The organism is Stygiolobus azoricus, assembly GCF_009729035.1.
In the GTDB taxonomy this organism is placed as follows: Archaea; Thermoproteota; Thermoprotei_A; order Sulfolobales; family Sulfolobaceae; genus Stygiolobus; species Stygiolobus azoricus.
In genome coordinates this window covers 1,045,115-1,059,797 of record NZ_CP045483.1, presented here as the reverse complement: position 1 = coordinate 1,059,797, position 14,683 = coordinate 1,045,115, and the positions used below count along the sequence as shown (strand labels likewise).

The 14,683-nt window shown below is 36.7% G+C and carries 14 protein-coding genes; 6 read left to right on the top strand and 8 right to left on the bottom strand.

What is annotated here, in order from left to right:
- The first annotated feature begins 10 nt into the window (after positions 1-10).
- From D1868_RS06040 to D1868_RS06025, 4 genes are all read left to right on the top strand, one after another.
- Positions 11-1,600, top strand: coding sequence for an APC family permease (locus tag D1868_RS06040; RefSeq protein ID WP_156006535.1), 1,590 nt, complete (start codon positions 11-13; stop codon positions 1,598-1,600).
- A 6-nt stretch (positions 1,601-1,606) separates the two neighbouring features.
- Positions 1,607-2,668 (top strand): saccharopine dehydrogenase family protein, encoded by a 1,062-nt coding sequence (locus D1868_RS06035; protein WP_156006533.1) that lies wholly within the window; start codon positions 1,607-1,609, stop codon positions 2,666-2,668.
- 136 nt (positions 2,669-2,804) lie between these two features.
- Complete coding sequence (locus D1868_RS06030) at positions 2,805-4,100, top strand: M20/M25/M40 family metallo-hydrolase (protein WP_156006531.1); 1,296 nt, start codon at positions 2,805-2,807, stop codon at positions 4,098-4,100.
- A gap of 182 nt (positions 4,101-4,282) precedes the next feature.
- Positions 4,283-5,473: an FAD-binding oxidoreductase gene (locus D1868_RS06025; RefSeq protein ID WP_156006529.1), complete on the top strand. Its 1,191-nt coding sequence runs from the start codon at positions 4,283-4,285 to the stop codon at positions 5,471-5,473.
- A gap of 109 nt (positions 5,474-5,582) precedes the next feature.
- Here the strand turns inward: D1868_RS06025 and D1868_RS06020 are convergent, their stop codons facing one another.
- Positions 5,583-7,028, bottom strand: coding sequence for a cytosine permease (locus D1868_RS06020; RefSeq protein WP_156006527.1), 1,446 nt, complete (start codon positions 7,026-7,028; stop codon positions 5,583-5,585).
- Between the two features lie 232 nt (positions 7,029-7,260).
- Here D1868_RS06020 and D1868_RS06015 point away from each other — a divergent pair, with 232 nt between their 5' ends.
- Together D1868_RS06015 and D1868_RS06010 are read left to right on the top strand one after the other, a co-directional pair.
- Positions 7,261-8,664 carry a nitrite/sulfite reductase gene (locus tag D1868_RS06015; RefSeq protein WP_196770208.1) on the top strand — a complete coding sequence of 468 codons (1,404 nt, stop codon included), beginning with the start codon at positions 7,261-7,263 and terminating at the stop codon, positions 8,662-8,664.
- Between the two features lie 44 nt (positions 8,665-8,708).
- On the top strand, positions 8,709-9,341 hold the full coding sequence (locus D1868_RS06010; RefSeq protein ID WP_156006523.1) for a type 1 glutamine amidotransferase: 633 nt from the start codon (positions 8,709-8,711) through the stop codon (positions 9,339-9,341).
- Here D1868_RS06010 and D1868_RS06005 read toward each other — a convergent pair.
- The 7 genes from D1868_RS06005 to D1868_RS05975 all read right to left on the bottom strand — a co-directional run bounded on the left by D1868_RS06005 (position 9,332) and on the right by D1868_RS05975 (position 14,546).
- Positions 9,332-9,925: an urease accessory protein UreD gene (locus tag D1868_RS06005; RefSeq protein WP_156006521.1), complete on the bottom strand. Its 594-nt coding sequence runs from the start codon at positions 9,923-9,925 to the stop codon at positions 9,332-9,334. The two genes, D1868_RS06010 and D1868_RS06005, sit on opposite strands and share 10 nt — an antisense overlap.
- Positions 9,903-10,532, bottom strand: a complete 630-nt coding sequence (gene ureG, locus D1868_RS06000; RefSeq protein WP_156006520.1) for an urease accessory protein UreG — start codon at positions 10,530-10,532, stop codon at positions 9,903-9,905. The genes D1868_RS06005 and ureG overlap by 23 nt, the downstream gene beginning before the upstream one ends.
- Positions 10,529-11,131, bottom strand: a complete 603-nt coding sequence (locus tag D1868_RS05995) for an urease accessory protein UreF (RefSeq protein ID WP_156006518.1) — start codon at positions 11,129-11,131, stop codon at positions 10,529-10,531. The genes ureG and D1868_RS05995 overlap by 4 nt, the downstream gene beginning before the upstream one ends.
- A complete protein-coding gene (locus D1868_RS05990) occupies positions 11,118-11,600 on the bottom strand; it encodes an urease accessory protein UreE (RefSeq protein WP_156006516.1) in 483 nt (160 codons plus the stop codon). Before D1868_RS05990 ends, D1868_RS05995 begins: the two co-directional genes overlap by 14 nt.
- A 9-nt stretch (positions 11,601-11,609) precedes the next feature.
- The gene (gene ureC / locus D1868_RS05985; protein ID WP_156006514.1) at positions 11,610-13,283 is read right to left on the bottom strand and encodes an urease subunit alpha; all 1,674 of its coding nucleotides are present in this window, start codon (positions 13,281-13,283) and stop codon (positions 11,610-11,612) included.
- Complete coding sequence (locus tag D1868_RS05980) at positions 13,280-13,942, bottom strand: urease subunit gamma (protein ID WP_156006512.1); 663 nt, start codon at positions 13,940-13,942, stop codon at positions 13,280-13,282. The genes ureC and D1868_RS05980 overlap by 4 nt, the downstream gene beginning before the upstream one ends.
- Before the next feature lie 277 nt (positions 13,943-14,219).
- Positions 14,220-14,546, bottom strand: coding sequence for a hypothetical protein (locus D1868_RS05975; protein ID WP_156006510.1), 327 nt, complete (start codon positions 14,544-14,546; stop codon positions 14,220-14,222).
- Between the last annotated feature and the right edge of the window lie 137 nt (positions 14,547-14,683).

Genomic DNA, 14,683 nt, shown 5'->3' with positions numbered 1-14,683 from the left:
ACACACTATTATGGAGAGTAAAAGAATCTTCATTAGAGAAACCTCTGGCTTGGTAAGAGAAGTAAGTCCTTGGTCATCAATGTTGGCAACTTTCGCACTGGTGACGGGAGGTGTTCCTATCTTAATAATCTCATGGCTTTGGCTAGCACCCGGTATAGACTGGACGTTGGCTTTCTTAATAACACTTGTACCTACTCTTTCCATGGCTTTTCTATTTTACTTAGCCGGAATCTCAATGCCTCGAGCAGGTGGAGATTACGTTTTTAATAGTAGGGCTACACACCCTGCAGTAGGGTTTGTGAATTACTTCGCACTCTTCATTGCTTTCGCATTATCACTTGGACTCTACAGTTACTTAGGTGCTAGATGGTTTGCTTACTTGTTTTCTGGATTGGGCATGTTTCTAAATAACACAAGCCTAATGAATTTAGGTTCGTTTTTCTCAACCACTAGCGGTAGTGTAGCTGTAGGACTTATAATTATTGTAGTTTCCGCCATATTATCGTTTTCTAACAGAGCTGCGTGGAAATTCACTCTTATAAGCGGTATAGTTAGTATAATAGCTACAATAGTAATGTTTTATGTACTATCAACTATTAATCCTACCGCGTTCTCTAATGCTCTTTCTTCTTTCACCGGCGTTCCAAACGCTTATCAGAATGTAATATCGGATGCAACTTCTAACGGTCTTTCATTCGTGTCAAGTCCCATAATAGCAGCTGTTCTAGGAATTCCGGTAATTTGGTATTATTATACGTGGTATAATCTACCTGCTTCGTGGAGCGGTGAGATGAAAAACGTGAGAATAAATGTTTTGTACTCGATCATTGTGGCTATTTTAATTATAGCTGCCTATTACATTCTATTCACACAATTAAATATAAACGCATTCGGAGAAAGGTTTTTGACTGCTTGGGGATATATAAGCTGTAACGGAGTTAATGATACCGTTTATAACGACTTATCGTCCATAGGCACATTTACACCATTTTTCGCTTTATTGGTGAACAAAAGTATACCTCTTTTCATAATCATGTTTATAGCCTTCTGGCTACCGAACTTTTACAGTAATCCTCCGCTGATAATTGGATTAACTAGATATTTGTTTGCATGGTCTTTTGATAGATTAATGCCTTCTTGGATGGCCGATGTAAGTGAAAAGTTACATATACCGTTAAAATCTACGTTACTAGTATCTATAATAGGTTTAATAGGAGTACTACTTTACGCTTACGTTCCTCAGATCTCTATTGTGGACGTAACAGTCATATTCCAAATAAGTTACGCAATATTTGCTATTTCGGTAGCCTTAATGCCCTATATTAGGAGAAATATATATGAAAACGCTGTACCCATAAAAAGGAAGATACTAGGTGTTCCTATTATTACGTGGATAGGAGCTTTGACTTTCTCGTTCTTGGTATATTCCTTGTACATTACATGGGGGAATCCGATACTCCTGCCAATAAACTTGCCTACTTTGGCATCATTAGGGATAATATACGCTCTAGGTGTATCAATATATGTAATCTCTTATTATCTTAACAAGACCAAAGGTATAGAGTTAGACTTAGTATTTAAGGAGATTCCGCCAGAGTGAGTTAAATTGAGAATATCTGTACTAGGAGGTTCTGGATTAATAGGGAGGGTAATTACAAAAGAACTATTAAAGGAACATGAAGTACAAGTTATAGACATAGTAAGATCCGCTTATTCAAACGTCGATTATATATACGGTGACTTGAACAATATAGATGATATAGCGGAAAAAATAAAGAACAGTGATTACGTTATAAACGCCGCACAGTATTATTTTAACTTAAACGCCATGAAGGCTGCGCTTAAGTCTGGAGTAAACTACATCGACTTAGGAGGACTATTTTGGATGACCAAGAAACAACTGGAGCTTAACAAGGATTTCGAAAGGGAGGGAATTCTCGCCCTAATAGGAATGGGTGCTGAACCAGGTGTAACGAACGTAATAGCGAGATACATTTATAACAAATACGGTACTCCAGAGGCAATAATGCTTAGGGACGGTTGGATCAACAACAGCGAGAAAATAGATTGGAGTATAGATACACAAATAGACGAAATGATAATGGATGCCCCAGTTTTTGAGAACGGTGAATATAGATACTATAAACCACTTTCAAGGAGTGAAGAGGTGGATTTTTCTATAGGTAGAATCAGAGTATACCTTACGATACATAGTGAATTAGCTACTTTTCCTAGCTCTTTCGAGGGGGTAAAATACGTAGACTGGATGGAGGGTGGTACTGGATTTGAGTATATTGCTTTCATATCTAAATTATTCGGTGAGGATAGGGAAGTTATGGGAATAAAGACTAGGAAATACCTAAAAGAGGTTCTGAAGTCTAAAGGTTTAATAGGTTATAATAGTGAAGAGCCGAAAGAGCTGGAGGCGTGTAAAGTAATTTTCAAATATGAAGATAGAGAAGTAACAATGGAGTTCGTATCCTATCCTAAGGACGAATTTGACGGAACTCAATACGTTACTGGTATATCACCAGTAATAGCTATTAATATGAAAGTTAGGGGAAGTGGTGTCCTACCTCCAGAAAAAGTTATAGAAAGCGAGACCTTCCTACAGAAGCTAAAAGAAAAGGGTATAAAATTAATTTACCAAGAAAAAGTCGATTTATAGCAAAGTTGAGAACTTTGAATAAGTGAATTATCATACTAAAATTCATGATTTACCTTTATTTTTAATGATTTGGACAATTATCAAATGGATTCTTGTAAAGTATTCTTTTTAACTGCCTTGTGAAATATACTTCTTTATGTTAAGCCAGGAAGAGAAACAATATGCACTTAAAAAATACATAGAATTTTTACAGCATCCTTCTGTTTCAGCAACAGGGGAAGGAATTAGAGATACAGCATCGTGGCTAAAAGACTTCATGACAGAGTTAGGAATAGATTCGACTATAGAAGATACTGGCGGGCACCCAGTAGTATTAGGAAAGGTAAATAACGGAGGAGATAAAACACTCTTAGTTTATAACCATTATGACGTTCAACCAGTTGATCCGCTTAACGAATGGAAATATCCACCTTTTTCTGCCACTATTGAAAATAACGTTGTTTATGCTAGAGGAGCTTCTGATAATAAAGGAGTGTTAATAGCTAGGCTAATCGCATTTTCAAAGTATAAAGGAAATCTTAATTTTAAATTTCTATTTGAAGGAGAAGAAGAGATAGGAAGTGTCCACCTATCTGAATATGTAGAAAAGCACAAGGAAAAATTAAATGCAGATGCTGTAATCATGGAAGGGGCAGGATTAGATGCTAAAGGAAGACCTATGATTATTCTTGGTGTAAAGGGGCTATTATACGTTCAGCTTACTGTTAGGACCGGTGATAGGGATGTTCATTCCTCCAATGCACCTATAGTATTTAATCCCGTATGGGAATTGATAAAGATACTAAATTCAATATATGATGGAGAAAAAGTTAAACTGAAGGGATTTTATGACGACATAGAACCTATTAATGCAGAAATAAAGGAATTATTGGAAAAGTATGATGTAGACCCTGAAGATATCAGGAAATCATTAGGAGTATTTAAGCTAAAAACGAGTGACATTAAGTCACTGTTCACAGTGCCTACTTGCAACATAGACGGAATCATATCAGGCTATACTGGTAAAGGAAGTAAGACTATAGTACCATCTTATGCTATGGTCAAGATGGATTTCAGGTTGGTGCCTAATCAAGATCCTAAAAAGATCCTTTCGTCTTTAATAGACCACATTAAGGATAAAGCACAGATAGAGGTTATGGGAATGGAAAAGCCTGTCAGAACGAGCCCTAATTCTAACGTAGTTAAGGCTATGATTAATTCCGCTAAAAGAGTTTATCTAAATGATCCAGTGATAATACCTAATTCAGCAGGAACCCAACCTATGGGTGTTTTTGCAGATCTTGGGATAAAGGAGATTGTAAGTGCAATTGGAGTGGGGACACCCTCATCTAATGCTCATGCTCCCAACGAAAATGTAAATCTTGAAAATTTCTATAAAGCCATTGAACATGCTTATGAATTTTATAATGAATACGAGAAGTTGAATAAGTAGAGCAAAGGAGAAATCTAATTCATGTTATCTCTCTCTTTTTGTCTTATTAAGAACAAAAAATCTTTCTAAGTGAGTTTAACCTTTAAAACGTTTAATATCCTATTTTATAACTTTGGAAAATATGCAAATAGATGCTGATCAAATATTTTTATTTTTATTAATTTAGATAAACAGTTAGGCAAATGAGCGTCTTTAGTTACCTAATTAAACGAGGCATAGAAGTATCGCAAGATCCTAAAATAATCGAAGAAAAAAGTAAGGACTGGAGCTTCGTATCCCCTCTACTCTCTAAGTATACTTCATTAAAAGCTGATGCAGTGGCTTTTCCGAAAAATGAGGAAGAAGTAATAAGTATAGTAGAGTTTGCTTTACAAATGCATGTACCACTTATTCCTAGAGGTGCTGGTTATGGTACAGTAGGAGGTCTAATACCTTTAAAAGGAGGACTTATAGTTGACATGAGTAAGATGAATCATATTAAGGAACATGAAGATTATGTAGAGGCAGAAGCCGGTGCTAAGTTTACCTTTAATGCCAGAGTATATCCTACTATATATCAGAAAGCCACTGTTGGAGGTTATTTTTGTGGGGGTTCTTGGGGAATAGGATCTTATGAATATGGACCCAATTGGGATCAAGTGATAGAAGTAACTATGGTTAATCCTAAGGGAAAACTCGTTACTCTAAAAGGTGGAGATATTAAAATAGCTGCTCATGCTGAAGGTACTACCGGAATAGTTACTCGATTAAAAATTCTTAAACGAGAATATGCTAACGACGTTAGCAAGCTTTTCCTTTTCGATACTTATCAAGACGCAATTAAGTTTATACAGAAAATATATGAAGATGAAATACCTTTATATCATATAACTTTAAGGTCTCCGGAAATTGCAAAACTGACTGAAAAATCTACGGGATTTTCCACTGATAAGTGGCAAGTATTAATTACATACCCTGAGAACAGGGAGATAAAACTAGAAGGGGGTTACGATGGGACACTGTTATGGGGTAGAAGAAACTTGTTCTTTGCAGCAGTATACGTCACATCTAATATGCTAATGAAGGGGATCTACTATAATCAATATCATATACCAATAGAGGAGTTATCAGAATGGATAACTAAAACTAGAGAAATAAACCCAATAATAGAGAGTGAATTTGCAAATGATTGGAAGGGACATACTTACTTCATAGTCCAAGGAGGAGAAAGATTCAACAAACTCTTAGAACTGTTCTCCGAAAGTTCGTTCAATTTACATTCTATATATATAAATGATAGATTACCGAGAGAGCATGTTAGTAAGATTGTGAACTACAAGAAGGCTTACGATAAAGAAGATCTAATTAATCCAGGAAAAGTCAAGTTCCAATAAAAATGTTTTTGACTAATGGAAAAGCTATTTTTAGTATGACAATTCTTTAGCCTTAAAACACCACGTTTATTGATTGTATCGATAGTTATACTAAATTTCATAGAAAAAATCAATAATTCTTAAACAGTTTCATGAAAATCAGATATAAAATTATACTTAGTGGTAAAGTAACTAAAGGACCTAGACTCCCTATATATAACGTAATCACATTCTTTATTCCTAAATCACTGAGATATCCTATTAATGACGATATACCAAATGCAATAAAAGCCGAGGGATTAAATCCTTTTAGATATCTATAAACTCCTCTGGTTGTGAATAACGAATCTATGTCTATATTAAATCTCCTTATAAATACATAGTCTGCTACGTTAATACCTACTATAGAACCCAGTGCAGTACCATAAGTAAGTAGCCAACTTTCCATGAAACCATAAGCACTACCCAGAAAGCTCCATGCTCCAACTAAAATCCCTACTAAGGTAGCTAATAATACACCTCTGAACCACGTTATCTTTTTAGGGAAGATATTACTAAGGTCATAAGCTGGGGGCAATAGGTTAGCAAGTGTATTAACCGCAAAAGTTTCTATTAAAAGTGGAGTTAATAATAGAATTGAAACCGGAGCTGGTGCAGTTAATAAAGTAAGCAGAACTGGATCTATAACTAGAAGATGAGTTGAGGAATACACTACTCCTGATCCTAATATTCCAAACAGACCGAATATAAAGTACATAAAGGGTAGAATAACTTGTCCGAATATTTGAGCCCTTTGATTTATTGCAAATCTAGTTAAGTCAGGCATTGATATAGCCATAGTTAACCAGCTTGCCATGTTACCTCCTAAATACGCTAACATTGTAGGTAAGGAAGCATTAAAGTTTGTAGGTAATGCAAAATTCAAACCGTATTTTGTGACCTCAAATACAAAGATTGAAATTAAAGACAACATTACTATAGGTGCGACAATCCAGCTCATTTTTCTTAGTGGCTCTTGTCCTTTAAGTATCGGAGAATAATATAATATTCCTATTTCAGCTAAGACTACCACAACAAAGACTACCCAGAATAATGAAGGATCGGCTAAGGATATTGTGAACGAGTTAGCTTGACCACTCTTTAGCAGTGGACCCACAGTAGATTCCAGGTTTCCTGATAGTTTAAGGTAAAGTCCCACAATAATCTCAGTTATTATAAATACGTTTATCCCCCACCATCCGGTTCCTATAATCGCTCTAATTATTGAGGGTAGCTGCGCTCCCCATATGCCCCATCTACTCCTTGTCACCTGAGGTTCTGCTATTCCGTATTTTGCACCAGCATGAGACTGTATTATCATTGGAACTAGAGTTAAAAACATACCTAAGAACTCTAGTGCTAAGGCAAGATACCAAGGTATTCCTAAAAAGATTCCGAACCACGGATACTCCCATGTGAGGACTCCTACAGACATTGTAATCCATGCCATGGTATAGTCCGGAGCTTTCCACTTCTTTATTTCCTTAGGAACAGGGAGGATCTCAGGATTTACTATTATTGAATCTATATCTCTCATATGAATGGCTTAAATTAAACAATATAATAAACTTTAAGGGTATTTAGTTGTATATAATTCAAAAATATAAACACGAAAAAACACGAGTAAAAAGAATAAGTTATCTTGAATATAAAGAACTTATTCCGTTGCTAGTTTTTCAACTTGCCTAAAAGTATTTATAATTATATTTTAAAAATGTTTAGTTAGATGACGATTCTACTTTATTTACTATTTCATGATATTTTGCATAATGAGTATATCTTTTAAAGATAAGTATAAAATATTTTATCCTAGAAGATACGAGGGTATATATACAAGTGGAGGAGACAATCCACTAATTTCTATCAGAATTAGACAAGGAAAGGGAAGAGATCCTGCAAAGTGGAGTGCTGAACAATTTGAAAAATTAGCGGAAATTGCAAAAGATTATGGTAATAATAAAATTCATCTAACTTCACGAGGAGACGTAGAACTTTACGGAATTGACATGAGAAATCTTGATGAAATTCTCTTCGAACTGGAAAAAGTGGGCCTCAGTCCGAGAGACTCTTGTGGAGCGTCGGTAAGAAATGTTATTCCATGCCTCTCGCAAATATGCCCAAAGGCTAATGTTGACGCAGAAAAGCTAGCTGTGTACATTTCAAACTTCTTTAGATATAACAAAGAGTATGAATATCCTAACTTGCCTAAGAGGGTTAAAATATCAATATCAGCTTGCGAAGTCGGGTGTGCTCACCCAGCAATTATGGATGTAGGAATAATTGCTAAGAAAAATGGTAAATTCGACGTAATGATCGGGGGAGGTATAGGAGAAAAAGCTTTTGAAGGAAAAACACTCTTCACCGACATAACCGTAGACAAGTTACTACCTATTTGTGTAGCTGTTGCTAACATATTAAAAAAGGAAAACGAAAAAAGAGGTTTTAAACATGTAGTAGAAAAATATGGAGAGGAGAAGATCAAAGAGATGATAATGAGGGAAGCGGAAATTGTCGCACCTTCTTTACCTCCCTTAGTAGACGATGTTTCTTTACCTAAAACTATTCAAATGGAAAAAATCGTTAGGATAAAACCAATAGGTGGATGGCTCCACGTTGATGATATCCCAGAAATAGTTTCAGTTATGAGAGAAAACTTGGAATACGGGTATCTGTTTAATACTCAGGAACTCTATATTCCGATACAAACTGAAGATGTCCATCTTAATATAAGAGCACCTTATGAGATTACGGATACCAGAATGTGGGAAAAGAAGTTCAACGTTAATTCATGTATAGGTAACGACTATTGTCCACCTGCTTTAGTCCCTACGACTGAAATGGCTACTAAAGTCTATGAGAGGCTTAAGGATGAGGGAATTAAGGTAAGGATTTCATTTAGCGGATGTACTCACTCATGCGGTAAGCACTGGGTTATGGACTTAGGATTTGGTGCTATTGCAAATAGAGGAAATGTAAGATTAAATGTGGTAGTCGGTGGAGGAAATAAAAATATCGGAAAAGTAATAGGATCAATACCTGCTGACAAGTACATGACAGTTGTTGATAGATTTATAAAATTGGTAAAAGAAGGTGAAATAAACTTAGATAACATAGATGTGGACAAGTTAAAGAAAAACTTTAGGGACATAGAGGGATTTGAGGAGTATAAATAAGATAAAATTCAGAGACTAAAAATACTTTAAATGGGGAGTACAATATGAACGTCTTAGGAGTCTTAAATCATCCGATAGAAGGACTAGGTAGTTTAGCAGAAATATTCTCAGAAAAAGGGTTCAAAGTTAAGGAAGAACTTGCGGTAAATCTGAAAGGAAATGAAAGTTTCGATATTCTAGTAATTATGGGAGGACCGATGGGAGTGTATGAAGCAGATCAGTATCCATTTCTTTATACTGAAATGGAGTTAATTAGAAAAGCTAAAAGAGAGGGCAAAAGGGTCTTGGGTGTCTGTCTCGGAGCTCAGTTAATATCCCAATCCCTAGGTGGTAGCGTAAAGAAAGGAGCTTTTGGCCCTGAAATTGGCGTGAGTAAGGTAAAACTCTTACCTAAACTAGGTGATAAAGAGATAGATGTTTTCCAATGGCATGGTGACACATTTACATTGCCTCCTTCATCAGAGTTATTAGCTTATAGTGAGAAATACTTTCAAGCATTTAGATTAGAAAAGGTATTAGCTCTCCAATTCCACCTAGAAGTAGACGCTAAAATGGTAAGTAAATGGGTCGAGGAGTATAAGGGAAATCCTAAACTGGTACAAGAGGTTAAGGAAAAAGAAGAAACGTTTAGAAAGAACCTAGAATTCATTATAAACTGGTGGCTGAATCAAAAGTGAATGTTAGTAACTTCTCTCCATAACCTGTCTAAGTTTTTATAGTCAGTTATAACTTTATCAAACTTGTATTCCCCATCCTCAATCTCGTACACTGCGAGTAAAGCTTCCTTACCCATTATATTCTTACTCTTGTAACTCTTGTCGCCTCTAAACACGTCATATATCAACAGTCTATCTTTAAAGTAGACCTCTGTCACGGCTAAAGCTTCCCCTTCGGTGAACTCTTCCATAGAACCTGTACGACCCAAAATAAATGCTTCTACTACTCTACCTCTTTTTCTCACATTAATTCGAGTATGTATTCTAGCCCTGCTTAAGTTGTAGAAGATCACCGGATGCGGAAAGTAATACACTTCATCTCCGTCAATATTAATAGTAACTTTTACGTTACTCATCTTTAGTATTTTAGTATATGCTTGGTCAGTTATCCTCATCTTTTTTCCTTGAATCTTCACTAACAATTCATCTTCATGAGCAAGAACTTCGGACGGATTAACAATCACAAGATAGCCACCACTATGAAGTAGGTTTACTGGACCACTCCTTACGATCTTTCCGTCTTCATATTCTAAGGATCCCTTCAATTGCCAGTTCCTCTCTTAATATGTTTATAAGGCTATCAACTCCTTCCCCTGTTTTAAGGCTTACGAATACTGTAGGCTTACCTTTTCTCACCTTTTCCGCATCATTTCTCATCTTCTCTAGGTCTGCACCTACGTAGGGGGCTAGGTCAATTTTGTTAATCACAAGTAGGTCACTTTCCGATATACCCAGACCTCCTTTTCCAGGGTATTTATCTCCAGCAGAAGTGTCAAGAACGTAAATAGTGTAATCTGCCAACAAACTACTGAAGGTACTCATCACATTATCTCCACCACTCTCTATAAAGACTACTTCCACTTTAGTCCGTCTGGTTAATTTTTCTAAAGCCCTTAAATTCATTGACGGATCTTCTCTGATAGCAGTATGAGGACAACCGCCCGTGACTAGACCTACGACATTTTCCTTAGGTATTATCTTCTTCCTTATTACTAAGTTTTCATATACTCTCATAGCGTCGTAATTCGATACTACATCGTTAGTTATTATCCCTACAGAGATACCGAATTTTCTCACAAAGTACTCGGTGAGAAACTCGATTAGTGTGGTCTTACCTGAACCCACAGGACCTAAAACACCTATTTTCATCATGACATGAACACCTTCGGTTCCCTAATTTCATGATTTTTACTTAATTTATCTAAGACAGGGGAAAAAGGCTTAAACTCGGTAATTTCAGTAACTTTCAACTCACCTAACAGTCTTGATATTAGCCTCTGGCCTTCGACGAAGTCTATAGCGTTAAGCCTTACAGATGCAAACACTAACTGGGCTAACTCCGAATACGCTAACCCCACCATACAGTCTTCCTTCGAAATACCGAGTTCTTTACAACACACTGCAACAACTACGGGATAAGTACCATAAGTTTCTCCTTTCTTGACTTTTTGTATGAACTCGTTTTCGCAGATACCTAGAGATGCTAGGGAGTTACCTAAGTATACTGTGGCGTTTTTCAGCTCAGCAGTGAGTTTTGAAGCATAAGCGATCTCATCAGCCCTATACGGATCGTCGTACGCGATTTTAACAATTGCAACATCTCCAGGCAAGATCACGTTTTTGAAGATATCTTCAATAAAGGACTTAATGTCTAAGTTGGAATAATATGCTTCTTCTACGCCATAGGAGTGGTTGAACGAGCCTATAGGTAGAGATGAATCAAACAGCTGGAATATTCTAGGTGTTAGCAAAATCTATCACCACCGGAGATACTGGGAGTTCTAAGTTGGGCTTGAACACTAACTCTCTTACTTTGGGATTATATTCTTTGAATCTCTCTAGGAGGAACTCCTCCCCTAACTCAGATGAGATATATACCTTACCACCTTGTAACATTACTCTCATATGGTAATTGCCCAAAGCAAAACCGAGTTTAAACGCTTCTATTGGGTCCTTTAGCTCAAACTCAATTACTTTCTCTTCTTTTAACTCCACTAGGATTAGTAGACCGTTATCAGCCTCTAATATGTCACCTTCGTTAAGCGGGACTCCCTTTAAGTTAATAACTACGTCTTCGTTTAAGTTAGTCTTGCTTTTACATTTTCCTTTTTCTATACATTCTCTCGATAATTTAACTATCCTGAGCAGACCATTTTTCTGTGCCTTTTCAACAACAGACCTTAACTCGTCCCTTCTACCCAATTTCCTGACGACCATCATTTCCATCACCTAGTACATGAAATACAACTGGGTGAAAGGTAGCCACTTAGAAGGTGGGACCTTTGGGACAACACCGTTTACCTTGACCTCGTAAGTATCAGGATCTACTTCAATCTTAGGTAAAGAGTTGTTAAACACCATGTCCTTTTTGCTGATATTCCTCGTGTTTCTCACCGGTACTACTTTCCTCCTAACTACCTTCGATACGTTTTCAACTCCATCAGCTGCTGAGAACCATAACGAGATAGTCTTTGCTGAATAATATCCAAACATGGGCTTATAAAGCACTGGTTGGGAGTACGCTATTGAAGCGTTAGTATCTCCCATAAGTGCCCAAGCTATAGCCCCACCCTTAATCACCATGTACGGTTTTACTGGGAAAAACCGAGGATCCCATAATACAATATCCGCCAAGTGGCCTGGAGATAAAGTACCTACGTAAGACGATATACCGTGAGTTATGGCTGGGTTAATTGTAATTTTAGCCAAATAACGTAAAACCCTCTCATTATCACTCATTTTTATGAGCCCTAACTCCTTCATCTTATGAGCTAACTGGAAAGTTCTGATTGCAGTCTCACCAACTCTACCCATCGCTTGTGAATCTGATGACATCATACTTATTGCTCCTAGATCATGTAGATAGTCCTCAGCTTGCATAGTCTCTTCCCTAATTCTGGACTCTGCATAAGCCACGTCTTCTGGTACTTTAGGGTTTAAGTGGTGCACAGCCATTAGCATCTCCAGATGTTCCTCATATGTGTGAATTGTAAACGGTTTAGTAGGGTTTGTTGAAGATGGTAATATGTTAGGCTCTCCACATATTCTTATTATATCAGGAGCGTGACCTCCACCTGCTCCTTCCACATGATAAGCATGAATAGTTCTACCACCTATTGCGTTTAGTGTGTCCTCTAAATACCCACTTTCGTTTGAAGTGTCTGTGTGTATCGCAACTTGTACATCATACTCGTCAGCTACAGTAAGGGTTTCATCTACAACTCTCGGCATAGCCCCCCAGTCCTCATGGATCTTAAAACCTAAAGCTCCTGCCCTTAATGCTTGTTCCATAGTTATCCTACTTGAGGAACCTTTTGCGGTCAGCCCAAAGTTAAGCGGAAAATAATCCAAAGCTTCTGCTACTATCTTAATATTCCAAGAACCTGGAGTTACTGTAGTTGCCTTAGTACCCTCAGCTGGGCCTGTCCCACCTCCAATAAGAGTAGTGAAACCCGCTGAAAGTGCGTCAAATACTTGTTGCGGTGCTACCCAATGTACGTGAGTATCTATAAAGCCCGGAGTAGCTATTAACCCTTCTCCAGAAATTATTTCCGTATTACTACCTAACACGAAATCCACCCCGTCCATTGTGAACGGGTTTCCTCCATGACCTATCCCTACTATTACACCATCCTTTATACCTATATCGGCTTTAACTACGCCCAATAAGGGGTCTAATATTACTACGTTTGTAATTATCGTGTCCATTGCATCTTCTTCTCTAACAGTAGGTAAAAGTCCTAACCCGTCTCTAGCTGTTTTGCCTGCCCCGAAAACGAGTTCTTCTCCTTTCTGTATTAGATCCTTCTCTATTGTCACATATAAGTTAGAGTTTCCCAGTCTTATACTGTCTCCTTCTGTTGGACCATATAGTTCGAAGTAGCGGTGTCTGTCTATTTTCACAATAACCCCCTCTCTTTCGCTCTCTTTATAGCTTGATCTTTATTGTGGTCTAGAGAGCCTTCTACTAAACCGTTAAGCCCAGTTACCCTACGAGAACCACCTATCTTTCTCAGTTTGACAACCCTAGTTTGACCTGGTTCAAACCTTACAGAAGTTCCTGAAGGTATAGAAAGTCTCATTCCGAATGCTTTCTCTCTATCAAACTTCAGGGCTTTATTAACCTCGAAAAAGTGATAGTGAGAACCGACCTGAATAGGGCGATCACCGGTGTTTGTGACTTCCAGTTCTACTTCCTCCTTATCATCAATATTTACTTCCCCTTCATTGATTACAAATGTGTTTAGAGTTTTCTTTGAAGACTTGATTGGGTTTCTGACTGTTACCAGTTTAGTTCCGTCTGGGAAAGTAGCCTCTACTTGGATCAGATCAAGCATTTCAGGCACTTCGTCCATTACGTCGTTTTCTGTTAGGAGTTCTTGAGCGCCCTTTATAATGTCTTCCATTCTAGCTCCTTCTCTAGCTTTTTCGAGAATGTAATCTATTATTATTGCCTGAGCTTCTACGTAATTTAATTTTATTCCCCTTTGCTTTCTCCTCCTAGCAACTTCTGCTGCCCATGAGATTAATAGTTTCTCCTGCTCACGGGGTGTTAAAAACATTTTATGTTCAAATGGTATAATGGTAAATTATATTATAAAGTTAAATGGTTTAATAATGTAAGACTTTCATAAATTTAGGCTATCTATTAAGCGTATCACGTTCTGTAATTATCATTACACATCAATAAAACTAAACATTATTCAGCATCTTTTGTATTACCTATGGATAGAATTGCGAAGAATCTATATGGGAATTTATCGAGATGTTTGGATTCTCGATATAAAGATCCTTTAACATACATTGACTTCTAAAAATATTATAATAGTTTTTAATAGTTTATTGAACCCTCTCTACTAAAATTATAAATTTTTTATCATCCTCAAGCTCCTGTTCTTCAACAAAATAAATTGGCACATCTAATTTACTCGTCTCGATTATTGTTGAAATATATTTTTCATTGTACTTTGCTAATATTATTATTTTAGTTGCTCCTGATGCAATGAGATGCTCTAAGGTTAATTTTAAGTCTCCTTCTGAAAAGTTTTCTAGTTCCATTTCGTCTATGTAGTTTAGATTAGCTCCAATAACTTTTGTTATTATTATACGAAATAACGTAGTACTTAGTTGATTTTCCTTATATCTGATATCCATAACTCTTCTCATTAAAATTGACTGTCTCTTAATAATAAGTTTATTCACAATTCTCTATATTATATTAGTTGTTCTTAACAGATATTATATGATTCTGAAACTCTAAACAAGAATATAGATGTTACATTATTTTGATAAAAACTAAGGAA